Origin of the sequence: Solimonas fluminis (assembly GCF_002930645.1) — a bacterium.
In the GTDB taxonomy this organism is placed as follows: Bacteria; Pseudomonadota; Gammaproteobacteria; order Nevskiales; family Nevskiaceae; genus Solimonas_A; species Solimonas_A fluminis.
Genome location: NZ_PSNW01000001.1, coordinates 522,903 through 546,156 on the forward strand (window position 1 = coordinate 522,903; position 23,254 = coordinate 546,156).

At 68.2% G+C, this 23,254-nt stretch carries 18 protein-coding genes; 8 read left to right on the forward strand and 10 right to left on the reverse strand.

Annotation, left to right across the window (positions count from 1 at the left end; translation table 11 throughout):
* Positions 1 to 83: 83 nt before the first annotated feature.
* Both C3942_RS02435 and alaS read right to left on the reverse strand, forming a co-directional pair.
* A complete protein-coding gene (locus tag C3942_RS02435; RefSeq protein ID WP_104228735.1) occupies positions 84 to 1,304 on the reverse strand; it encodes an aspartate kinase in 1,221 nt (406 codons plus the stop codon).
* 23 nt (positions 1,305 to 1,327) lie between these two features.
* Complete coding sequence (gene alaS / locus C3942_RS02440) at positions 1,328 to 3,952, reverse strand: alanine--tRNA ligase (protein WP_104228736.1); 2,625 nt, start codon at positions 3,950 to 3,952, stop codon at positions 1,328 to 1,330.
* A 150-nt stretch (positions 3,953 to 4,102) separates the two neighbouring features.
* Between alaS and C3942_RS02445 the strand changes: the two genes are divergently transcribed.
* Together C3942_RS02445 and C3942_RS02450 are read left to right on the forward strand one after the other, a co-directional pair.
* Positions 4,103 to 5,434: a serine/threonine-protein kinase gene (locus tag C3942_RS02445; protein WP_104228737.1), complete on the forward strand. Its 1,332-nt coding sequence runs from the start codon at positions 4,103 to 4,105 to the stop codon at positions 5,432 to 5,434.
* 237 nt (positions 5,435 to 5,671) lie between these two features.
* Positions 5,672 to 6,658, forward strand: coding sequence for a patatin-like phospholipase family protein (locus C3942_RS02450; protein ID WP_104228738.1), 987 nt, complete (start codon positions 5,672 to 5,674; stop codon positions 6,656 to 6,658).
* Here the strand turns inward: C3942_RS02450 and C3942_RS02455 are convergent.
* Positions 6,618 to 7,106 carry a regulatory protein RecX gene (locus tag C3942_RS02455; RefSeq protein WP_207765945.1) on the reverse strand — a complete coding sequence of 163 codons (489 nt, stop codon included), beginning with the start codon at positions 7,104 to 7,106 and terminating at the stop codon, positions 6,618 to 6,620. The two genes, C3942_RS02450 and C3942_RS02455, sit on opposite strands and share 41 nt — an antisense overlap.
* Before the next feature lie 47 nt (positions 7,107 to 7,153).
* Complete coding sequence (gene recA / locus C3942_RS02460; protein ID WP_104228739.1) at positions 7,154 to 8,209, reverse strand: recombinase RecA; 1,056 nt, start codon at positions 8,207 to 8,209, stop codon at positions 7,154 to 7,156.
* A gap of 158 nt (positions 8,210 to 8,367) precedes the next feature.
* Here recA and C3942_RS02465 point away from each other — a divergent pair, with 158 nt between their 5' ends.
* Positions 8,368 to 9,402 carry a CE1 family esterase gene (locus C3942_RS02465; protein ID WP_104228740.1) on the forward strand — a complete coding sequence of 345 codons (1,035 nt, stop codon included), beginning with the start codon at positions 8,368 to 8,370 and terminating at the stop codon, positions 9,400 to 9,402.
* A 60-nt stretch (positions 9,403 to 9,462) separates the two neighbouring features.
* Here the strand turns inward: C3942_RS02465 and thpR are convergent, their stop codons facing one another.
* Together thpR and C3942_RS02475 are read right to left on the reverse strand one after the other, a co-directional pair.
* Positions 9,463 to 10,056 carry an RNA 2',3'-cyclic phosphodiesterase gene (gene thpR / locus C3942_RS02470; protein ID WP_104228741.1) on the reverse strand — a complete coding sequence of 198 codons (594 nt, stop codon included), beginning with the start codon at positions 10,054 to 10,056 and terminating at the stop codon, positions 9,463 to 9,465.
* Complete coding sequence (locus tag C3942_RS02475) at positions 10,053 to 10,544, reverse strand: CinA family protein (protein WP_104228742.1); 492 nt, start codon at positions 10,542 to 10,544, stop codon at positions 10,053 to 10,055. Before C3942_RS02475 ends, thpR begins: the two co-directional genes overlap by 4 nt.
* 146 nt (positions 10,545 to 10,690) lie before the next feature.
* On the opposite strand from C3942_RS02475, the gene C3942_RS02480 reads away from it, so the two are divergent.
* From C3942_RS02480 to C3942_RS02495, 4 genes are all read left to right on the forward strand, one after another.
* On the forward strand, positions 10,691 to 11,878 hold the full coding sequence (locus tag C3942_RS02480) for an acetyl-CoA C-acyltransferase (RefSeq protein WP_104228743.1): 1,188 nt from the start codon (positions 10,691 to 10,693) through the stop codon (positions 11,876 to 11,878).
* 89 nt (positions 11,879 to 11,967) lie between these two features.
* Complete coding sequence (locus C3942_RS02485; protein WP_104228744.1) at positions 11,968 to 12,957, forward strand: SMP-30/gluconolactonase/LRE family protein; 990 nt, start codon at positions 11,968 to 11,970, stop codon at positions 12,955 to 12,957.
* Positions 12,954 to 13,727 (forward strand): glutathione S-transferase N-terminal domain-containing protein, encoded by a 774-nt coding sequence (locus C3942_RS02490; RefSeq protein WP_104228745.1) that lies wholly within the window; start codon positions 12,954 to 12,956, stop codon positions 13,725 to 13,727. Before C3942_RS02485 ends, C3942_RS02490 begins: the two co-directional genes overlap by 4 nt.
* Entirely contained in the window at positions 13,724 to 14,536 is an 813-nt protein-coding gene (locus tag C3942_RS02495; RefSeq protein ID WP_165797290.1) for a CHAD domain-containing protein, read from the forward strand. Before C3942_RS02490 ends, C3942_RS02495 begins: the two co-directional genes overlap by 4 nt.
* Positions 14,537 to 14,639: 103 nt before the next feature.
* Here C3942_RS02495 and C3942_RS02500 read toward each other — a convergent pair whose 3' ends face one another.
* Complete coding sequence (locus C3942_RS02500; protein ID WP_104228747.1) at positions 14,640 to 16,286, reverse strand: AMP-binding protein; 1,647 nt, start codon at positions 16,284 to 16,286, stop codon at positions 14,640 to 14,642.
* Between the two features lie 190 nt (positions 16,287 to 16,476).
* On the opposite strand from C3942_RS02500, the gene C3942_RS02505 reads away from it, so the two are divergent.
* Entirely contained in the window at positions 16,477 to 17,541 is a 1,065-nt protein-coding gene (locus tag C3942_RS02505) for an SMP-30/gluconolactonase/LRE family protein (RefSeq protein WP_104228748.1), read from the forward strand.
* A 30-nt stretch (positions 17,542 to 17,571) separates the two neighbouring features.
* Here the strand turns inward: C3942_RS02505 and C3942_RS02510 are convergent, their stop codons facing one another.
* From C3942_RS02510 to C3942_RS02520, 3 genes are all read right to left on the reverse strand, one after another.
* The gene (locus tag C3942_RS02510; RefSeq protein ID WP_207765946.1) at positions 17,572 to 18,420 is read right to left on the reverse strand and encodes a hypothetical protein; all 849 of its coding nucleotides are present in this window, start codon (positions 18,418 to 18,420) and stop codon (positions 17,572 to 17,574) included.
* A 185-nt stretch (positions 18,421 to 18,605) separates the two neighbouring features.
* A complete protein-coding gene (locus C3942_RS02515; protein ID WP_104228749.1) occupies positions 18,606 to 20,861 on the reverse strand; it encodes an acyl-CoA dehydrogenase in 2,256 nt (751 codons plus the stop codon).
* Positions 20,862 to 21,067: 206 nt separating this feature from the next.
* Complete coding sequence (locus C3942_RS02520) at positions 21,068 to 23,197, reverse strand: 3-hydroxyacyl-CoA dehydrogenase NAD-binding domain-containing protein (RefSeq protein ID WP_104228750.1); 2,130 nt, start codon at positions 23,195 to 23,197, stop codon at positions 21,068 to 21,070.
* Positions 23,198 to 23,254: the final 57 nt, after the last annotated feature.

The following is a 23,254-nucleotide window of genomic DNA, read 5'->3' on the forward strand; positions in this document are numbered from 1 at the left end:
TGGATAAGACCTTCTGGCGGCTGTATCCTACCGTTTGGCCCTGTTCCAGTCCCCAATGGCTAGAACAGGGCCTCCGCCCTCGCCTACTTCTTCTCTTCCAGACCAAAAGCCTTGTGCAGAGTTCGCACGGCGAGCTCGAGGTAGTCCTGGTCGATCACCACCGAGATCTTGATCTCGGAGGTGGAGATCATGCGGATGTTGATGCCGGCGGTGGCCAGCGCCTTGAACATCTGCGAGGCGATGCCGGCATGGCTGCGCATGCCCACGCCCACGATCGACACCTTGACGATGTCGGTGGCGCCGGCCACGCCCTTGGCCCCCAGTTCACCCGCCACGCGCTTGATGATCTCCAGCGCCTTGTCGTGGTCGCCGCGCGCCACGGTGAAGGTGAAGTCGGTGCTGCCGTCGGCGCCGACGTTCTGCACGATCATGTCCACTTCGACATTGGCGTCGCCCACCGGGCCGAGGATGGCCGCGGCCACGCCGGGCTTGTCCGGCACGCCGGTGACGGTGATCTGGGATTCGTCCCGGCTGAAAGCGATGCCGGAGATCAGGGGGTCTTCCATGCTGTTGTCCTCAAGCGTGATCAGGGTGCCCGGGCCATCCACGAAGGTGGACAGCACGCGCAGCGGGACCTTGTACTTGCCCGCGAATTCGACGGAACGGATCTGCAGGACCTTCGAGCCGAGGCTCGCCATCTCCAGCATTTCCTCGAAGGTGATCTTGTCCAGGCGGCGGGCCTTGGGCTCGACGCGCGGATCGGTGGTGTAGACGCCGTCCACGTCCGTGTAGATCTGGCACTCGTCGGCCTTCAGCGCGGCGGCCAGCGCCACGCCGGTGGTGTCGGAGCCGCCACGGCCCAGCGTGCTGACGCTGCCGTCGTCGGTGATGCCCTGGAAGCCGGCCACCACCGGCACGATGCCGGCATTGCAGGCGGCCAGCAGCGCCTCGGGCTCGATCGACTGGATGCGCGCCTTCATGTGCGCACCGTCGGTGCGGATCGGCACCTGCCAGCCGGTGAAGGAGCGGCTCTGCACGCCCGCCTTCTGCAGCGCGATGGCCAGCAGGCCGATCGTGACCTGCTCGCCGGTGGCGGCGATCTGGTCGAACTCGCGCTGGCTGCCCTTGGGATCGATGGCCTTGGCCAGCTTGAGCAGGCGGTCGGTCTCGCCGGACATCGCCGACACCACGACCACGACTTGGTGTCCCTGCTTGCGGAAGGACGCCACCTTGTTGGCGACATGCTCGATGCGCTCGACCGAGCCCATCGAGGTGCCGCCGTACTTCTGAACGATCAGTGCCATGACTCTTCGTGTGTTGGAGTGGGTTACAGCTTCTGTTCGACCCAGCCGTAGGCGCTGTCCAGCGCCGCCGGAAGGTTCTGCGGCTGGGTGCCGCCGGCCTGCGCCATGTCGGGCTTGCCGCCGCCCTTGCCGCCGACCTGGCCCGCCGCGAAATTCACCAGCTCGCCGGCCTTGACCTTGCCGGTGAGGTCGGCGGTGACGCCCGCGATGAGGGAGACCTTCTCGCCGCTGGCCGCGCCCAGCAGCACGACACCGGAGCCGAGCTTGTTCTTGAGCTGGTCCAGCAGCGTGCGCAGGTCGTTGCCCTCGACGCCATCGACCCGCGCCACCAGCACCTTGGTGCCCTTGATGTCGCGCGCCTGGCCGGCGAGATCGGAGCCGGCGCTGGAGGCGAGCTTGCCCTTGAGCGCGGCGATCTCCTTCTCCATCTGCCTGCTGCGGTCGAGCAGCTGCTCGATCTTGGCGCCGACGTCGTCGGCATTGCCGCGCACCAGGTCCGCGGCCTTCTTCAGCTTGCCTTCGGTCTCGCGCAGGTAGGCCAGCGCATTCTCGCCGGTGACGGCCTCGACGCGGCGCACGCCGGCGGCCACGCCGCCCTCGGCGACGATCTTGAACAGGCCGATGTCGCCGGTGCGCGAGACATGCGTGCCGCCGCAGAGCTCGGTGGAGTAGTCGCCCATCGCCAGCACGCGTACTTCGTCGCCGTACTTCTCGCCGAACAGCGCCATGGCGCCGGCCTTGATGGCATCGTCGTACTTCATCAGCTGCGCGCGGACCGGCACGTTGGCCAGGATCGCGCGGTTGACGCGGTCCTCGATCTCCGCGATCTCGGCCGCCGTCACCGGCTGGCCATGAGAGAAGTCGAAGCGCGTGCGCTGCTCGTCGACCACCGAGCCCTTCTGCGCGACGTGCGTGCCCAGCACGTCGCGCAGCGCGCGGTGCATCAGGTGGGTAGCGGAGTGGTTGCGCATGCTGGCACGGCGCAGGCTCTCGGTGACCTGGGCGCGCACGGCATCGCCGAGCTTCAGCGTGCCCTCGACCTGCTTGCCGAAGTGGCCGGTGACGGCGCCCTTGAGCTTCTGCGTTTCCTCGACCTCGAAGCCGCCGATGCGGCCCTTGTCGCCGACCTGGCCGCCGCCGGTGGCGTAGAACGGCGTGTTGTCGAGCACCACCGCACCGGCTTCGCCGGCCTTGAGTTCGTTCACCGCCTGGCCATCGCGGTACAGGGCCAGCACCTTGGCGCCCTCCTGCACCAGGCCGTCGTAGCCGACGAAGCAGGTGTCGGCGCCGTCATAGGCCAGCGTCGCGCCGCCCTTGAAGCTGCTGGCGGCACGGGCGCGCTCGCGCTGCGCTTCCATCTCCCGCTCGTAGCCGGCCAGGTCCAGCTCCAGCCCGCGCTCGCGCGCGATGTCGGCGGTGAGATCCACGGGGAAGCCGTAGGTGTCGTAGAGCTTGAACACCACTTCGCCCGGGATGAGCTTGTCCTTGAGCTTGCCGATGGCATCGTCGAGCAGCTTCATGCCCTTGTCGAGCGTGACGGCGAAGCTGTCCTCTTCCTGGCGGATGGCCTTCTCGATCTGCGCGCGCTTCTCGACCAGCTCCGGGTAGGCGCCGCCCATGACCTCGGCCAGCGTGCCCACGAGCTTGTGGAAGAAGGGCTCGTTGAGGCCCAGCTTGTAGCCATGGCGGATGGCGCGGCGCATGATGCGGCGCAGGACGTAGCCGCGGCCCTCGTTGGAGGGCAGCACGCCGTCGGCGATCAGGAAGGAGGTGGCGCGGATATGGTCCGCGATGACCTTCTGCGAGGCGCTGGCGTACGGCTCCTGCTTGGCGAGCTGGGCCACCGCGCCCACCAGGACCTTGAAGGTATCGGTCTGATAGTTGTCGTTGCTGCCCTGCATCAGCGCGCTGATGCGCTCCAGGCCCATGCCGGTATCGACGCTGGGGGCCGGCAGCTGGGTCATCGTGCCGTCGGCGGAACGCTCGAACTGCATGAACACCAGGTTCCAGATCTCGATCCAGCGGTCGCCGTCCTCTTCGGGCGAGCCCGGGGGGCCGCCCCAGATGCCCTTGGAACCATCGGGATCGTGGTCGTAGAAGATCTCGGTGCAGGGGCCGCAGGGGCCGGTGTCGCCCATGCTCCAGAAATTGTCGGACGCGTACTTGGCGCCCTTGTTGTCGCCGATGCGTACGATGCGCTCGGCCGGCACGCCGATCTCGTCCTTCCAGATCGCGTAGGCCTCGTCGTCGGTGGCGTAGACCGTCACCAGCAGGCGCGACCTGTCGATGCCCAGCCACTCCTTGCCGGTGATGAATTCCCAGGCGTAGTGGATGGCGTCCTTCTTGGAGTAGTCGCCGAAGCTGAAGTTGCCCAGCATCTCGAAGAAGGTGTGGTGGCGCGCGGTGTAGCCGACGTTCTCGAGATCGTTGTGCTTGCCGCCGGCGCGCACGCACTTCTGCGAGCTGGCCGCGCGCACGTAGGGGCGCTTGTCCTGGCCGGTGAACACGTCCTTGAACTGGACCATGCCGGCGTTGGTGAACAGCAGCGTGGGATCGTTGCCCGGCACCAGCGGCGACGAGGGCACGACCGTATGGCCCTTGCTCCGGAAGAATTCCAGGAAGCGGGCGCGGACTTCGTTGCTGTTCATGGGCGGGGAAACGTGGTTCGGGGAACGTGGTTCCGGAAACGGGGACCAAAAAGGGGCGATATGGTAGCCAAGCTGTTGACCTGCCGCCACAAAAGGGGGCGCTTCGGCCGGCTGAGGCTTGGCTCATAATGGTCCGGACAGGGGGTGCGCATGATCACCGCGGCAGGCGAAACCAAGCGGCAGGACGGGGATACCGGCCTGCGCCAGCTGGGAAAATACGAAATCCGGGGGGAACTGGGCCGGGGCAGCTACGGCCGGGTCTACCGCGGCTACGACCCTTTCGTGCAGCGCGAGGTGGCGATCAAGGTGGCCGAGGGCCTGGACGGCGCCCCGGACGAACTGCAGAAGGCCTTCTTCGCCGAGGCCCGGGCCGCCGGGCGCCTGCACCACCCCGGCATCGTCACCCTGTTCGACGCGGGAACCGAGGGACACCTGAACTACCTGGTGATGGAGTTCGTGGCCGGCGAGACCCTCAAGCGCCCCTGCCAGCGCGACGCCCCCCGGCCCAAGACCGAGCGCGTGGCCGACCTGATGCTCAAGTGCGCCCTGGCCCTGGACTACGTCCACCGCAACGGCGTGCTGCACAAGGACATCAAGCCCGGCAACATCTTGGTCACCGAGGCCGGCCAGCCCAAGATCATGGACTTCGGCATCGCCGCCCTGCTGGGGGCCGACCGTTCCGGCGGCATCAGCGGCTCGCCGCTGTTCATGTCGCCGGAACAGATCGAAGGGAAGACGCTCGGCCCGGCCAGCGACCTCTACTCCCTGGGCATGGTCATGTACCTGCTGCTGACCGGCGAACCGCCATTCATTGCCCGCACGACCCCGGCCCTGTTCGAGCGCATCCTGCGCGAGCCGGCGCCGCCGGTGCAGAGCAAGCGCGGCGACCTGCCCGACCCGCTCTGCGAGATCGTCGACCGCCTGCTGGCCAAGGACCCGGCCGCGCGCCATGCCAGCGGCCGGCGGCTGGCCGAGGATCTGGCCCCGCTGTCGCAGGATCGCGGGCCGCGCCGCAAGTCCCTCAAGATGAGCCACGACTCCTTGCGCCGGCTGCAGTTCTTCCGGGCCTTCCGCAGCCCGGAACTGGCGGAACTGATGGATGCCAGCACCAGCGTCAGCTACCGCGCCGGCGACCCGATCATCCGCGAGGGCGAAACGGACAATTCGCTGTACATCCTGCTGATGGGCATCGCCGAGGTGCGCAAGAACGGCCAGATGATCGCCCTGCTGGAGAAGGGCGACTGCTTCGGCGAGATCGGCTTCCTCTACGCCGTGCAGCGCACCGCCAGCGTGGTGGCCGCCACCGACGTGCTGGTGCTGCAGGTCAACGCCGCGCTGCTGGACAGCATGTCGGACGAGTGCCAGCTGCGGTACTACCGCATCTTCTGCGAGAACCTGATCCTGCGCCTGACGGCGACCACCGAGAAGGCCTCGCAGCTGCTGCCCAAGTCGGACCTGGCGCTGGATTTCATATTGCCTTGAGCCGTTCTCCCTCTCCCCGCTTTCGGGGAGAGGGCTGGCGAGGGCAGGACGCCCGAGGCAGGACAACGCCTGGAGCGCTTGCCGAGGCGAGGGGCGGCTTTCGCCGCGAAGTAACGTACAGCCGTGACGCCATCCATGGCGGGGCGTCTGCTCCCACAACAGCCCCCCGGGGCGGCCATCCTTGGCCGCCTGTGCCCCGCCACGGCAACTTCATGCCGTCTTGCCTAGAATATCCCCATGAATTCCCTGCCCTTCCTGCTGCGCGGCCTCGGCCTCGCCCTGCTGCTGTCACTGGCCGGCTGCACCACGCCCGCCCCGGTTCCGCCCCCGCCGGTGGAGCAGCCCCCTCCGCCGCCTCCCCCGCCCCCGCCGCCCAAGGTGGCCCTGGTGCTCGGCGGCGGCGGCGCGCGCGGCTTCGCCCATGTGGGCGTGCTGAAGATGCTGGATGCCCAGGGCCTGAAGCCGGACATGGTGGTGGGCACCAGCGCCGGCAGCGTGGCCGGCGCGCTCTACGCCGCCGGCTTCAACGGCTTCGACCTGCAGGAGATGGCCTTCGCCCTGGACCGCGCCACGGTGGCGGACTGGTCCATGTTCGGCAAGGGCCTGATCCGCGGCGAGGCCCTGCAGAAGTTCATCAACGACGCGGTCAAGCAGAAGCCGATCGAGAAGCTGAAGATTCCCTTCGCCTGCGTGGCGGCGCGGCTCGACAGCGGCGAGGGCGTGCTGTTCCAGCGCGGCAACCTGGGCCAGGCGGTGCGCGCCTCATCCTCGGTGCCGGGCGTGTTCCAGCCGGTGCAGATCGGCGGCCACGAATACGTGGACGGCGGCCTGGTGAGCCCGGTGCCGATCCGCTACGCGCGCCAGATGGGCGCCACCTTCATCATCGCGGTGGACGTCTCCACCCCGCCGGCCGGCACCGCCAGCGAGGGCAAGTTCGACGTGCTGATGCGCACCTTCGACATCATGGGCCAGTCGATCCGCGCGGCCGAACTGCCGCAGGCCGACATCATCATCAAGCCGGACCTGGGCCGCATCACCGCCACCGACTTCGAGAGCAAGCAGATGGCGATCCTGCAGGGCGAGCGCGCCGCGCTGGCGGCGATGCCGCAGATCCGCGACAAGCTGGCGGCGCGCATGGCGGCGCCGGTGGTGCCGGCCCCGGTGCCGGCCGTGAACCCCGCCGTCAGTCCGGGTCCGTCTCCGGCTCCTGCGCCCCGCCCTTGAGGGCGGCGCGGATCGGGCCGGATTCGAAGCCGCGCCCGGCCAGGTAACGGTACTGCTTCTGCCATTCGGCGGCGCCCGCGGGCGGACCGCCGAAGCGGCGGCGCTGCAGGCTGCAGGCCAGCCCGGTCCAGTCACACTCCGCCGCTTCCAGGGCCGCGGAGATGTCCTCGCGCGGCACCCGGGCCGCTTCCAGCTCCGCCACGATGCGCAGGCGGCCGTAACCCTGCTGCACGCGGTTGCGCACCAGCATCTCGGCATAACGGGAATCGGACTGCCAGCCGCGTTCGGACAGGCCCTCCACCACCTCGGCGGCGGTGTCGGCGTCGTGGCCGCGGCGCTTGAGCTTGGCCTGGAGTTCGGCGGCGGAATGCTCGCGCCGGCCGAGCGCCCGCAACGCGGAGTCGCGGGCGCCGGTGGCGTCGAGGGGCTTGCGCGGCCTGCCCGCCACGCCAGCCCCCTAGGAACCTATCCGTGCATCGGACACGGACAGGCTTACTACTTGCTGCTCGCGGCCTTGCCGCTGGCGGGAGCGGCGGCAGCCGCCGCGGCGATGGCGGCCTTGGACGGGTTCAGCTTCTCCCGGATCGAGGCTTCCAGCCTGGCGGCGATCTCGGGGTTGTCGCGCAGATAGATGCGCGCGTTGTCCTTGCCCTGGCCGATCTTGTTGCCGTCGTAGGCGAACCAGGCGCCGGACTTCTCGACCAGGCCGTTGTCCACGCCCAGGTCGATCAGCTCGCCGAGCTTGGAGATGCCCTCGTTGTAGAGGATCTCGAAATGGGCCTCGCGGAACGGCGGCGCCATCTTGTTCTTGACGATCTTGACACGGGTCTCGTTGCCGACGACCTCCTCGCCCTTCTTGATCGCACCGGTGCGGCGGATGTCCAGGCGCACCGAGGCGTAGAACTTCAGCGCGTTGCCGCCCGTGGTGGTTTCCGGCGAGCCGTACATCACGCCGATCTTCATGCGGATCTGGTTGATGAAGATCACCAGGCACTTGGAACGGGAGATGTTGCCGGTGAGCTTGCGCAGGGCCTGGGACATCAGGCGGGCCTGCACGCCGACCACGGAGTCGCCCATCTCGCCCTCGATTTCCGCCTTGGGCACCAGGGCCGCCACGGAGTCGATGACGATGATGTCGACGCTGTTGGAGCGCACCAGCATGTCGCAGATTTCCAGGGCCTGCTCGCCGGTGTCCGGCTGCGAGATCACCAGTTCCTCGATCTTCACGCCCAGCTTCTGGGCGTAGTTCACGTCCAGGGCATGCTCGGCGTCGATGAAGGCGGCGACGCCACCGGCCTTCTGGCATTCGGCCACGGCATGCAGGGTCAGGGTGGTCTTGCCCGAGGATTCCGGGCCGTAGATCTCGACGACGCGGCCGCGCGGCAGGCCGCCGATGCCCAGGGCCGTGTCCAGGGTCAGGGAGCCGGTGGAAACCACCTCGACGTCCTTGGGACCTTCGCCCGGCGTCATCTTCATGATGGCGCCCTTTCCGAACTGCTTCTCAATCTGGGACAACGCGGCTTCTAGGGCTTTCTGGCGGTTCGGATCCATGGCGTTCGGGGCTCGGGGCGGTAGATAAATCAGAGTAGGCAATTATCCCACAGCACCTGGCGGCGTGGGACGACAGGGAAGCGTATATCACGTCACGGCGGCGATCGCCGCCAGGACCTACAATATGGTTCAGTGTTCAGGTTTCCAGGGATGGGGTCATGCGTCGTCTTTCTGCTGCCTTGCTGGCCTGCTGTGCCGCCTTCATGCCGGGCGCAGCCTCCGCCGATCTCGATCTCGGCGCCATCATCGGCGGCTGGTCCGACGGCCTGGGCCGGCTCGGGGAAGGCCTGGCGGAGGGCCTGGGCCGCGGGCTGGGGCTGTCCCTGCAGCACCTGAACCACCGCTACCTGTTCCCCACCGAAGGCACCGTCAGCTTCGAGGAAACCTTCACCTGGCAGGGGCGCGAGCGCAAGGTGCTGTTCATCCGGCCCGAGGCCGCCTCGGCCGCCCCGGCCCCGGCGGTGGTGCTGCTGCACTACAACGGCGGCACCAGCCAGGTCATCGCCAACATGACCTATGCCGGCGAACTGGCCCGCGACGTCGGCGCCTGGGTGATCGTGCCCGAGGGCATCGGCAAGAAGTGGAACGACGACCCCGCCGCCTGGAACCAGAGCGTGGACGACGTCGGATTCCTGGCCCAGGTCATCCAGTCCAGCGTGGCGAGGCATGGCCTGGACGGCAAGCGCGTCTACATGGCCGGCATGTCCAACGGCGGCTTCATGACCAGCCGCTTCGCCTGCGAGCGCCCCGACCTGATCGCCGCCGGCGCCTCGGTGGTGGCCACGATGCGACAGGGCCTCAACGCCTCCTGCAGCCCCTCGCGCGCCGTGCCGATGACCTTCATGCTGGGCACCGCCGACAGCCGCGTGAACTACTCGCGCACCAGCGCCTGGGTGCTGCTCTCCGGCCCCGATACGATGAAGCGCTGGATGGGCATCCACAACTGTGACGCCAGCAAGGTCGTGACCACGCCGCTGCCGGACCTGGACCCCAAGGACAGGACCACCACCCAGCGCCTGCGCAACGATGTCTGCGCCTCGGGCGGCGCGGTGGAAATGTACGTGGTCGACGGCGGCGGCCATACCTGGCCGCAGGGCGACAGCCGCTACACGGTGGCGCTGGGCCGCACCGCCAAGGACTTCAGCGGCACCTTCGCCGCCTGGGACTTCTTCCAGCAGTTCACGCTGCCCTGAGCCCATGCAAAAAGCCCGCAGCGCATCTTCGCGCTGCGGGCTTTTTGCTGTCCGGCGAATCTAGAACAGGCCGAGCTGCTTCTGCGGCGGCGGCGCGGGCGGCTCGCCGTCGCCGTCCAGCTTCCAGCGCCCCAGGACCTCGTAGCTCATCGGCTTCTGGTCCAGGCGGCTGCGCAGCAGCACGAACTCGTCCACGTTCCAGGCGATGGGCCTGATCGGCGTCACCGGCAGGGGCAGGTGCGCGTCGCGCAGGATCGTCAGGTGCGGCACGAACTTCATGCGCTCCGGCAGCACCCGCGCCGACAGCATCGCCTCGTTGATGCGCTCATGGAGCTGCGTCAACCCCGGAGGGGTTTCGCGCGGCCCCAGCCACCAGGGGATCTTCTTGTTGGCGCGGAAGCTGCTCGCCAGCTCCAGGTTCAGCGCGAACGGCGCCGACTTGACCCTGGCGGCGGCCCTCAGCGCCGCCTGCTCCGATTCCGGCGACACCGTGTCACCCAGGAACAGCAGGGTGATGTGATAGCGCTCCGGGCTGGACAGGTAGCCGCCGGGCTGCATCTTCAGGCGCAGCTCGCGCGCGGCCTCGTCGCAGGCGCGGCGCTGGGCCTCGCCCGGCCACAGCGCGAAGAACAGGCGGTTGAGCTTGAGCATCATGCCGCCGACTCCAGCCGCTGCAGCAGGCCCGCGAGAGCCGCCTGCAGTGCCTGCTCCCGGATGGCTTCGCGGTCGCCGTCGAACAGGAAGTGCTGCGCTTCCGCCTTCACGCCGTCCGCCCCGCGGCGCGACCAGCCGATCCAGACCGTGCCCACCGGCTTGGCCGGCGTACCGCCCGAGGGACCGGCAACCCCGCTGACCGCGATGCCCCACTGGACCGGGCAACGGCGGATCAGGCCCTCGCCCATCGCCTCCACGGTCGGCCCGCTGACCGCCCCGTGAGCGATCAGCACGTCCTCGGGCACGCCCAGCAATTCGGCCTTGGAGCGGTTGGAGTAGGTGATGAAGCCGCGTTCGAACCAGGCGGAGGAGCCCGCCAGGTCGGTCAGGGTCTTGGCGATCAGGCCGCCGGTACAGGACTCGGCGCAGGCCAGCATCTCGCCGCGGCGCAGCAGGAGTTCCGCAATCTGTTCGACCAGCGTGGGCATGGCGGCATTTTAAGGATTCCGGGGTCGCCGTAGCGAGAAATCCTGCCCAGGAGCGGCAGCACCACACCCCCGGGTAGGTTGGCGCCGGCGCGGGGATGCGATAATGGCGGTCCCGTATCAGCAAACCAGCGCAGGATTCTTCTCCGATGAGCCAGCAGGACAGCGTCGTCATTACCGCCGCCGTGCGCACCCCGATGGGTGGCATGCAGGGCATGTTCTCTTCCCTCAGCGCCGCCCAGCTCGGCGCCACCGCGATCAGGGCGGCGGTCGAGCGCAGCCAGCTGCAGCCGGCCGACGTGCAGGAAGTGATCATGGGCTGCGTGCTGCCGGCCGGCCAGGGCCAGGCCCCGGCGCGCCAGGCCGTGCGCGGCGCCGGCCTGCCGGATGCCGCCGGCGCCACCACCATCAACAAGGTCTGCGGCTCGGGCCTGAAGGCGGTGATGCTGGCCCATGACCTGATCAAGGCCGGCAGCGCCGACGTGGTCGTGGCCGGCGGCATGGAAAGCATGACCAACGCCCCCCACCTGCTGACCAAGGCCCGCGGTGGCTACCGCTTCGGCCATGGCGAGCTGCTGGACCACATGGCGCTGGACGGCCTGGAGGACGCCTACGAGAAGCGCACCGCCATGGGCGTGTTCGCCGAGCGCTGCGTGGACAAGTACAGCTTCACCCGCGCCGAGCAGGACGCCTTCGCCATCGAGTCGCTGAAGCGCGCGCGCGCCGCGGGCGAGAACGGCAGCTTCGACTTCGAGATCGTGCCGGTGGAAGTGGCCGGCAAGGCCGGCCCCGAGAAGATTGCCCGCGACGAGCAGCCGGCCAAGGGCAACCCGGACAAGATCCCGGCGCTGAAGCCGGCCTTCAAGAAGGACGGCACCATCACCGCCGCCAATGCCAGCTCGATCTCCGACGGCGCCGCCGCGCTGGTGGTGATGAGCGGCTCCGAGGCCGAGAAGCGCGGCATCAAGCCGCTGGCGCGCATCGTTGCCCACGCCACGCATTCGCAGCTGCCGTCGGAGTTCACCACCGCCCCGGTGCAGGGCATCGCCAAGCTGCTGGCCAAGGCCGGCTGGAAGGCGGAGGACGTGGATCTCTGGGAGATCAACGAGGCCTTCGCCGTGGTGACCATGGCGGCGATGAAGGAGCACAAGCTGCCGCACGACAAGGTCAACATCCACGGCGGCGCCTGCGCGCTGGGCCACCCCATCGGCGCCAGCGGCGCGCGCATCCTCACCACGCTGATCGGCGCGCTGAAGAAGACCGGCGGCAAGCGCGGCGTGGCGACGCTGTGCATCGGCGGCGGCGAGGCCGTGGCGCTGGCGGTCGAGATGCTGTGAGGCGGTAGACGCGGTATAAGACAGGGGCGGCCACAGGCCGCCCCTTTTGTTTGCGGGCACTAAAAGAATTTCAGAGCGGAGGAGAGCACATGCGGACGAGGACCTGGTCGGCCCTGGCGGCGGCCCTGCTGCTGGCGGGTTGCGGCGGCGGCAGCGGCGGCAGCGATGACAGCGGCGACGACGGCCGCAACGGCACGGTGGACCCCGCGACGCTCTGCGTCGAAAGCGGCTGCGGCGAGAAGACCGTGCTGCTGACCATCCCCGATGCCGAGAACCTGCTGTTCTCCACCGATGGCCGCCTGTTCGTCTCCGGCGGCACCAACGTCTACGAGGTCACGCGCGACGGTGCGGAGTGGATGGCCACGCCGCTGCTGGACGGCAGCTGCAACTTCACCGGCCTGGCCATCCAGCGCGACACGCTCTACGCCAACTGCTTCGACAAGCAGCTCTATGCCGCGCGCCTCACGGCGCATCCGCGGCTGCAGCCGATCCACCAGTACGACATCGCGGCCCCCAACGGCCTCACCGACGGCCCCGACCATACGCTGTACCTGGCCAACGGCCCGCTGGCGACCAATGCCCTGCCCAATCCCCAGGTCCGCCGGCTGAAGCTCGACCCGCAGGATCCGATGAAGGTCGTGTCCGACGAGGTCTGGACGCGCCAGGGGCTGCTCGGCCCCAACGGCGTGCAGCGCAAGGACCGCACCCTCTACGTCAGCAATACCGGCCTCGGCGGCCTCGCCGAGATCCGTGCCTACGACATCCAGGCCGACGGCAGCGCCGGCCCCGGCCGGCAGGTGGCGAGCCTGCTGACGGTGCCGGACGACTTCAGCATCGTGCGCGACTCCTTCCTGGTGGCCGGCTTCGGCACCAGCCAGATCAGCCTGGTCGGCCCCGACGGCAGCATCTCCAGCACGGCGCTGCTGAGCTTCAGCTTCCCCTCGCAGGTGCGCGTGGGGCGGCCGCCGCTGTTCGCCCCCACCGACATCCTGGTCACGGAGAAGGGCATCCTGGGCGACAATGTCTCCCCGATCGGCAACCGCCTCTCGGTCTTCCGACGCAAAGCCACCACACCATGATCAAGCGCAGCCTCGAAGTCGGCACCTCCGTCCTTGCCAGCACCCTGGCCGCCTGGCGCGGCACCATGACGCAGCGCCCGGCGGAGCGCCTGCCGCAGAAGCCGCTGGAACTCTATGAGTTCGAGGCCTGTCCGCACTGCCGCCTGGTGCGCGAGGCCCTGACCGAACTGGACCTGGATGCGCTGATCTACCCCTGCCCGAAGGGCGGCAAGCGCTTCCGTTCCCGGGTACAGACCCTGGGCGGCAAGCAGCAGTATCCCTTCCTGGTGGACCCCAACACCGGCGCGCGCCTCTACGAGGCGGCCGACATCGTGGCCTACCTCGGCAAGACCTACGGCGGGCCCGTGCGCAAGCCGCAGGGCCTGCGCCGCCGCCTGGTGCTGGCCGGCTCCATGGCCGCCACCGCCGCCCGCTCCTGGCGCGGCCCGCGCGGCCTGAGCATGCGCGCCTCCAAGGCGCCGAAGAAGCCGCTGGAGCTGTACAGTTTCGAGTCCAGCCCCTATTCGCGCCTGGCGCGCGAGACGCTCTGCGAGCTGGAGTTGCCCTACCTGCTGCGCAACACCGGCAAGGCCCGCATGAGCGACATGGGCCCGCCGTCCTTCCGCGACCGGCTGTTCAAGGGCCCCAAGGACACCAGCCGCAACCGCAAGGCGCTGCACGAGCGCACCGGCCAGGTGCAGGTGCCCTACCTGATCGACCCGAACACCGGCGTGGAGATGTACGAGTCGGAGGCGATCGTGGGATATCTGGACCGGACCTACGCCGGGTGAGAGCCGTCGCGCCCGATCCGGCACTGCCCGCCGCCGCTGCCCTGCGCCGCGCGGCCCTGCAGGAACTGGATGACGCGCAGGCCGCACTGCGCCGCGGCGACGCCCGCGGCGTGCACCAGGCCCGCAAGGGCAGCAAGCGCCTGCGCGCCCTTGGCCGGCTGCTGCGCGACCTGCCGCTGCCGGCCTCCGCGGGCCGCGATGCACGCAAGATCAATTCCCTGCTGCGCCAGGCCGCGCAGGCCCTGGCAGCCCCGCGCGAAGCCGCCGTGGCGCTGGAGACCTTCCGCCGGCTGAAGCGGCCCGGCGGCATCCCCGTGGCGGACTGGCGCCGGCTGGGCCAGTCCTTGCGCCGCCGGGCACAGGTTGGACAGAAGGCGCCGGCACGCGCACTGGCCGCCGCCGGTGCGGCCCTGGGACAGGTCCGCGAGCTCCTCGCCGCCCTGCCCGATGCGCCGCTGAAGCCCGCCGACCTCCGCCGCGGCCTGCGCAAGAGCCGCAAGCGCGCCCGCAAGGCCTTCCGCCACGCCCTTCCCGGCGACTCCGAGGCGCTGCACGAGTGGCGCAAGCGCGCCAAGCGCCTGGAGGCCGTGCAGGCGCTGCTCGAGCCGCTGCTGCAGGAGCCCGCGGTGGCGCCAAGGCGGCTGGAGGAACTGACCGATGTGCTGGGCCTGCATCACGACCTGCAACTGCTGCCGCTGCGGCCGGGGCTGTCGCGGCAGCAGCGGGAGTGGCTGGCGCAGGCGGCGCGGGCACCGGCGGCGGCGCTGGAGCGGCAGGCCAGGCGCAGAGGGGCGAGGCTGTTCGGGTAACGCGTCCCGGCGGCCATTTCTCACCCCGCTTCCGCAAACGGGAGCGGGGTGAGAACCAGAAACAAAAAAGGCCGCCAGGAGGCGGCCTTTATCTGGCGAGGCCTCAAGCCTCCCAGGCGAGCTTGCTGCGCGTCTCCGCTTCCTTCTGGATCAGCGGCATGTAGCGCTCCTCCACCATGTTGCGCTTCACCTTCATGGTGGGCGTCATCATATTGTTGTCGATCGTCCAGGCCTCCTTCACGACCAGGATCTTGGCGATCTCCTCGTGCGGCTCCAGCGTCTTGTTGACCTCTTCCATGTCGGCCACCAGTTGCTTGCCGACTTCCTCGCGCGGCTTCTTCCAGGCCTCCGGCAACAGCGTCACCACCATGATCGGCTGCTTGAGGCCGGTGCCGACGAAGCACATCTGGTCGATGTCGGTATTGCGCGCCATGGCGCCTTCGATCGGGCCCGGCGCCACGTACTTGCCCTTGAGCGTCTTGAAGATGTCCTTCACGCGGCCGGTGATGTAGAGGTAGCCGTCCGCATCGACCTTGCCCTTGTCGCCGGTGCGCAGGTAGCCGTCGGCGGTGAAGGTCTCGCGGGTCTTCTCCGGTTCCTTGTAGTAACCGGCCATCACGCCCGGATGCTGGAAGAGGATCTCGCCCTCCTCGGACAGCTTCATGTTGGCGCCGGGCATCGGGCGGCCGACCGAGCCGATGCGGTTGGCACCCGGCAGGTTGGCGGTGGCGTAGATGTTGTTCTCGGTCATGCCGTAGCCCTGCAGCACGGTGATGCCGAGCTTCTGGAACCAGTTCAGCAGCGGGATCGGCATGGGGGCCGCGCCCACGAACAGGTAGCGCGCGTTCTGCAGGCCGGCGCCCTGCTTGATCTTGCGCTTGACGATGCCGGAGATGACCGGGATCTTCAGCAGCCGGTCGAGCTTCTGCTGGGGCATCTTCTTGAGCACGCCGGTCTGGATGCGGCCATAGACCAGGGGCACGCCGAAGAAGCGCGTAGGCGCCACTTCCTTGAGCTGCTCGGCCAGCTTCTCGATGTGCTCGAGGAAGTAGACCTCCGCGCCGAAATAGATGCTCGCCACTTCCAGCGCGCCGCGCTCGAAGGCATGTGCCAGCGGCAGGTAGGAGAAGAAGCGCTCCTGGCCCTGCGCCGGCATCGCCTTCATCAGGCCGCCGGCGGCGAAGGAGAGATTCTCGCCGGTGATCATCACGCCCTTGGGATTGCCGGTGGTGCCGGAGGTGTAGATCAGCGTCCACAGCTCCTTGGGATCGGGCGCCGCGTAGCCGTTCATGGGCTCGTGCGACTTCACCAGTTCGTCCCAGGCGAGATCGCCCTTGGGCACGTCCGGGTAAGGGAAGCTGATGCGGTCGATGCCGGCGGGCACGGCGCCCAGGAATTCCTCCAGGTCCATCGACGGGCCGACGAACAGCGCCTTGGCTTCGCAGTGGTTGAGGATGTACTTCACCGCGTCGGTGGACTGCTTGGGATACAGGCCCACGCTGATGCAGCCGGCCATGGCGATGGCGAGGTCGGCCATGAACCAGTGGGCGGTGTTGCGCCCCGAGATCGCGATGGCGGTGCCCGGCGCGTAGCGCGCCTTGAGGGCCGAGGCGATGCGGCGCACCTGGTCGGCCGCCTGGCCCCAGGTAATGCCCTGCCACTCGCCGTGCAGCGGCTGGAACAGCCAGGGCTGGGTCGGTCGTTCCTGCTCCCAGTGCAGCAGCATTTCGACCGGGTTCCTCGTCGTCATTTCCTTCCCCTATCTAGTAGATCGTTATGGCCAGGGGCCGCAGGCCCCGGCTAGGACTGGACGGAGTGTAGCCAAAGCGGCCCTTTCCGAGACAGGGCCGTACAGACAATCAGGCATTTATTACCAGTCGGCGATCAGATTGGCGCAGAATCCGCGACATTCGAAACTTTTCCAGGAGGAGACCCGGATCATGAAGAAACTGCTGCTGCTGCTTGCGGTGCTGCTGGCGGGCGCTGCCGGCTGGGCCGCGCTGGCCCCCTCGCCCATCGATCCGCAGGCCTGGAACCCGCCGCAGGCGCCGGCGCTGGAAGGGGTCTACGCCAGGAACGACCGCCTCCAGGCGATCCAGAAGCTGGCGGTCGGCGCCGGCAACGGCCCCGAGGGCGTGGCGCTGGACCGCGAGGGTCGGGTGTATGCCGGCTACCTCGACGGCCGCGTGGTGCGGCTGGATATCGCCAGCGGCAAGCTGGACGAACTGGGCAACACCGGCGGACGCCCGCTGGGCGTGGCGATCGGCCCGGGCGGCGAAGTCTACGTGGCCGACGCCGACAAGGGCCTGGTGCAGATCGAGAACGGCCAGGTAAAGGTGCTCTCCACCACCGCCGGAGGCAAGCCCTTCCGCTTCGTCGACGACGTGGACGTTTCGGCCGACGGCAACTCGCTGTACTTCTCCGACGCCTCGGCACGCTTCGGCATCCACGAACTGATGAACGATGTGCTGGAGCATGGCGGCAGTGGCCGTCTGCTGCGCTATGACCGCAGCACCGGTGAAACCACGGTGCTCAAGGATGGCCTGCATTTCCCCAACGGCGTCGCCCTGGGGCCCGGCGAGGACTACCTGCTGTTCGACGAAACCGCGCGATACCAGGTCAGCCGCCTGTGGCTCAAGGGCGAGAAGGCCGGCACCGTGGAGCGCCTGATCGAGAACCTGCCGGGCTTCCCGGACAACCTCAGCTTCAACGGCAGCAACCGCATCTGGGTGGCGATCTACGCGCCGCGCCTGCCGGACCTGGATCGCGCGCTGCCCTACCCGACGCTACGCAAGATCATCCAGCGCCTGCCGGAATCCCTCCATCCGCAGCCGAAGATCCAGTCCTTTGCCCTGGGCCTGGACCTGGATGGCAAGGTGGTGGAAAACCTGCAGTACGACGGTCCCGGAGCCTATGGTCCGATCACCAGCGTGGAGCAGCGCGGCGAGTGGCTGTACCTGGGCAGCCTGTCCTACCCGGCCTTCGGCCGCGTGAAGGCTCCCTGAGGCGGGGTTGGTCCGCCTGCCAGGCAGCGGTCATCTGGCCGGACTGGAGGCTTCTTCCAGCAAGCGCTCGATGTCCGCCGCCTGGTAGGTGGCCTGGATCTGCGGGTCGTTTCCGTCCTGGCGCAGGTTGTGGCGGTTGAGACTGCCTCCCTGCGTCAACGGAATCAGCGGGAAATGCAGGGGCTCGTCCTGGATCTGGCGGATGCGAAATCCGCTCCTGATCGCGATGGCATGCAGCCAGATGTCGTCGGCGCGCGGACAGCAGGCTCGAAAACCCCGCCCTTCCGCCTTCAGTATCGCCAGCAAGGCCGGCGGATAAATTACCCCTGACACACCCGTGGCGAAATTCAGGTAGCTCGGCCGTGTATCCGTGCACCGCCCCCACTTGCCGTACCGGGCGAGTTTCCCGTCCTCCAAACGCACGCGGTGCGCCCGGTAGCAGTTGACGAACTCCGGTGCTTCTCCGAATGCAACGGCCAGGCGCTCGAGCCAGGACACCGGATAGATCAGGTCGTCGTCCGCGGTCGCCAGCGGCAAGGGAAAAGCCGCTTCCCCCTCGACGAACGGGAAGTACTTGGTGTGCGGTCCGAAATTCTCGCTGCGCCGGATCTCCAGGCCGCGCGCCTGCAATCGCCGGAGGCTGCGGGGCGGATGAGCCAGCAGCGCGGGATCGTCCAGCCAGAGGATCATACGCGACGGCAGCAAGCGGCCCGCCGCGATCGATTCCACGGTCAGGAAAACCGTGCGGATGCGCCTGCCGTGAGTCGTCAGGGACACGACAGGCCCGCCTGGCGCCACCAGACGCCGACGCGAAAAGACGTTACGCAACAGGAGCCCGCATACAAACCAGGCCAGCGCGGGAAACCTGAGGACCCGCATGAGCCTTTTCCTTGCCTTTCCCTTTTTCATGCTGCCGCGACGGACTCCCCTGGAATGTGCATAAGACTAAGGCAATTTCCTCCCCGCCCACTACCGGGCAGAAGCTCCGGCGCAGCGGGAAGCGGAACTCCGCGCAAAAGAAGAAGCCCCGGCGGACCGGGGCTTCCTTTGACTCAGGCGGGCGATCAGCCGTTGGCGGCCAGCCTGAAGCCGCGACCCGCCTCGGCATTGGCCGTGGCGAAGAACGCTTCCGGCTTGAACACATCCACCTCGATCGCTTCCAGGCGCGCGGCCTGGGCCTCGCCCACCAGCCTTGCCTCCTGCGCGCTGATCAGGCCCAGTTCCGCGGCCTTCGGCGCCACCTCCGCGGCGGCGCCGCGGGCCAGTTTCTTCTCGCGCTGGGCACGGGCGATGCGCGACAGCGCGCTCTCGGCCTCGGCCAGCAGGCGGAAGGCCTGCAGCAGGCGGCTGGAGGCGGTCTTGCCCCCGGCCGGCACGAACACGCCTTCGGTCAGGCGGCGGTACTGCGCGTCGTAGCGCTGGATGGTCTGGGCGGCAGCGGCGGAACGGTCGTCGGCCGGCAGCTTGCCCACCGGGTTCAGGCGCAGCCACCAGGAGCCGACGGTCCGCATGACCGCACCCAGCACCGGCGCGTTGAAGTTGGCATAGATGCCTTCGAAGGCCTTCTGCACCTGGGCCAGCGAGTATTCCACCGAGTAGCGCACGAGCGGCAGGTCCTCCGGACGGCGGCCCTCGGCCTCGAAGCGGCGCAGGGCCGAGAAGGCCAGCAGCTGCCAGGCCAGCGCGTCGGCGTAGCGGCCGGTGAGCTTGCCGCGCATCTTCAGCTTGCCGCCGATGAAGAACATGGCCAGGTCCGTCAGCAGGCCGAAGCGCGCCGCCGACCAGCCGAGGCGGCGGTAGTAGCCGCGCGTCTCCACCGCCACGTCGGGCACGTTCACCGTCAGGCCGCGGGTCCAGCCGCGCACCGCGCTGCGGACGATGCCGGCGATGAAGTGGCCGATCCAGCCCACCAGGTTCCGGCGGAACAGCGGCACGTTGTCGGTCTCGACGCCCTCCACCACCTTCAGCGCGTACGGATGGCAGCGGGTGGCGCCCTGGCCGAAGATCATCAGGGTGCGCGTCATGATGTTGGCGCCTTCCACGGTGATGCCCACCGGGGAGGAAGAGAAGCCCGAGCCGAGGATGTTGTTCGGCCCCTGCATGACGCCGGCGCCGGAGAACACGTCCATGGCGTCGGTGATCAGCTCGCGCGAAAGGTCGGTGGTGTAGCACTTGAGCACGCCGGAGGTCACCGGCGGCTGGATGCCGCGATCCACCGCCGAGCAGGCGAACACGCGCGAGCCCTCGCACATGTAGGTCAGCGCGGCGATCTTGCCGATCTTGTCCTGCACGCCTTCCATCTGGCCGATGGACATGCCGAACTGCTGGCGCACGACGGAGTACGGGCCGACCACGGCGGCGGCCTGCTTCATGCCGCCGATGGCGCCCGCCGGCAGCGAGATGGCGCGGCCGCCGGCGAGCTGTTCCATCAGCATCTTCCAGCCCAGGCCGGCGTACTCGGCCCCGCCGATGATGTTGTCCACCGGCACCACCACGTCCTTGCCGATCAGCGGGCCGTTGTAGAACGGCTCGCCGATGGGCAGGTGATGGTCGCCGTTGGCGAACCCGGGCGTGCCCTTGTGCACCATCACCACGGTGATGCCCGGGTGCTGGCCCTTGCCCAGCAGGTTCTGCGGATCGTGCAGCTGGCAGGCGATGGAGCAGAGGTTGGCCACCGGCGCCAGCGTGATGTAGCGCTTGCGGAAGTTGAGGCGGATCTTCGCCTGGCCATCCGCGTCCCTGAACACTTCACCTTCAGCCCTGATGCTGGCGGCATCGGAGCCGGCGGTCGGCTCGGTCAGGCCGAAGCAGGGCACGTATTCGCCCGAAGCCAGGCGCGGCAGGTAGTGCTGCTTCTGCGCGTCGGTACCGTAGTGGTGGATCAGCTCGCCGGCGCCCAGCGAGTTCGGGATCACCACGAACACGCTTGCCACGAAGGAGTACGGACTCAGCGTATGCATGATGGTGGACACGGCAAGGCGCGAGAACTCCTTGCCGCCGTATTCCTTGGGGATGATCAGCCCCATGAAGCCCTGCTTCTTGATGAACTCGATGGCCTCGGGCGGCACCACGCGGGTGCGGGCGATCTCGTAGGGATCGAGCATGCGGCAGAGCTCGGCCAGCGGACCGTCGATGAAGGCCTGTTCCTCGGCGCTGAGCTGGCCGTAGGTTTCCTTGAGCATCTTCGCGAAATCGGGATTGCCGCCGAAGAATTCGCCGTCGATCCAGACACTGCCGGCCTCCAGGGCCTGCCGCTCCGTATCGGAGATCTGCGGCAGCATCTTCCGGGCCTGCATCCACTTCATCAACAAACCAAACATGGGGGGACTCCAATGTGAAAGGACTTCCATCGGCCCATGGCGACAAATCGCTCACCCCGAGTCGCATCGCGAAGCATCGCGTATCGAGGGGCCCCGGCAGGGGACTCGATGCGCACGCTCGCCACGCTCACGAGGCTGCTCGCCATGAACGCAAGGGCGGCGCCTGCATGAAACAGGTCACCGCCCCCAACTGCATTACTCGTGCCTTACTCGAAGCGCCTGCCTTCCTTGGCCATCTTCACCAGCAGCTTCGCCGGCTTGAAGCGCTCGCCGTATCTCTTTTCCAGCTCCTTCGAGCGCTTCACGAACTGGGCTACGCCGACGGCGTTGATGAACTGCAGCGCGCCGCCCTGGTGCGGCGCGAAGCCCCAGCCGAAGATCGAGCCGATGTTGGTGTCGCCCACGGCCGTGACGACGCCCTCCTCGTAGCACTTGGCCGCCTCGTTGGCCTGCGCGTACAGCAGGCGATCGATCAGCTCCTGCTGCGGCAGTTGCTCCTTCAGCGGGAACTGCTCGGCCAGGCCCTTCCACAGCGACTTCTGGCCGCCGGCCGGGTAGTCGTAGAAGCCCTTGCCGGCCTTCTTGCCCTGGCGGTCCAGCACCTTGACCATCTTTTCGACCACCGCGACGCCCGGGTGTTCCGGCGCCGTCTTGCCCTCGGCGGCGAAGTCCTTGCGCGTCTGCTCCAGCACGTGCAGCGACAGCGACAGCGAAACCTCGTCCTGCACCGCCAGCGGGCCCACCGGCATGCCGGCCTGCAGGCCGGCCATCTCGATGGACCGCGGGTGCTGGCCCTCGGCCAGCAAGGTCATGCCCTCCATCGGGTAGGTGGCGAAGCAGCGCGAGGTGTAGAAGCCGCGCGAGTCGTTGACCACGATCGGCGTCTTCTTGATCTGCTGCACGTAGTCGAAACCGCGCGCCAGCGTTTCCTTGCTGGTCTTCTTGCCGACGATGATCTCGACCAGCGGCATCTTGTCCACCGGCGAGAAGAAGTGCAGGCCGATGAAGTTCTTCGGGCGCTCGCTGGCTTCGGCCAGGCCGGTGATCGGCAGCGTGGAGGTGTTGGAGGCGAACACCGCGGTCCTGGCCAGCTGCGCCTCGGCCTTCCTGGTGACGTCCGCCTTGATCGCGCGGTCCTCGAACACGGCTTCGATGACCAGGTCGCAGCCCTTGAGGTCGTCGTAGCTCGTGGTGGCCTTGATGCGGGCCAGGAACTGGTCCTTGCCCTCCGGCGTCAGGCGGCCCTTCTTCAGGTCCTTGTCGAGCAGTCCGCTGGAGTAGGCCTTGCCGCGGTCGGCGGCCTCCTGTGTCGTGTCGAGCAGCACCACCTCGATGCCGACCTTGGCGGAGCTGTAGGCGATGCCCGCGCCCATCATGCCGGCACCCAGGATGCCGAGCTTCTTCACCGTGGAACGCTCCACGCCCTCGGGTCGCGAGCTGCCCTTGTTGATGGCATTGAGCTGGAACCACAGCGTGCCGATCATGTTCTTCGACACCTGCGAGACCACGCAGTTGGCGAAATAGCGCGATTCGCTGCGGCAGCCGGTGTCGAAGTCGGTGATGCCGCCGTCGAACACGCTGGCCATGATGTTGATCGGCGCCGGATAGTTGCCGTAGGTCTTGGCATTGGCCATGGACGGGGCGATGGCCCAGAGCTGGCCATTGGCGGGCGCCTTGGCGTCGCCGCCCGGCCACTTGAACTTCTTGTCGTCCCAGGGCTGCACCGGCTTGGGATTGGCCAGGCACCAGGCCTTGGCCTGCGCCAGCAGGTCCTCGCGGTCGCGGGCCAGGGCATGGATGATGCCGGCGTTCTTCGCGTCGGAAGCCTTCAGCTCCTTGCCTTCCAGCATCAGCGGCAGCGAGGGCTGGATGCCGATCAGGCGCGGCAGGCGCTGCGTGCCGCCGCCGCCGGGCAGCAGGCCCAGCTTTACCTCCGGCAGGCCGAACTGGGCCTTGGGATCGTCGATGGCGATGCGATAGTGGCAGGCCAGCGCCAGTTCCAGGCCGCCGCCCAGCGCGGTGCCGTTGAGCGCGGCCACGACCGGGCGGCCGCAGAGCTCCAGGCGGCGCAGGAAGCCCTTGTAGTCCTCGGCCAGCTTGAAGGCGTCGGCCGGATCGGTGATGGCGAACACCTTCTCGATGTCGGCGCCGGCCAGGAATTCCTTCTTGCCGGAGGTGACGATCACGCCCTTGATGGAGGCATCGCCCTCGATCCTGCCGATGGCCTCGGCCAGCGGCTGGCTCAGTTCGTCGTTGAGCACGTTCATCGAACGGCCCGGCATGTCCAGCGTGAGGGTAACGATGCCGTCGTTGTCTTTTTCGAAATTGACGCTCATGGTGCTTTCCTTCTTTTCGTAGGAGCCGGCTTGCCGCGATTGCCGGGGCAGTGTCGC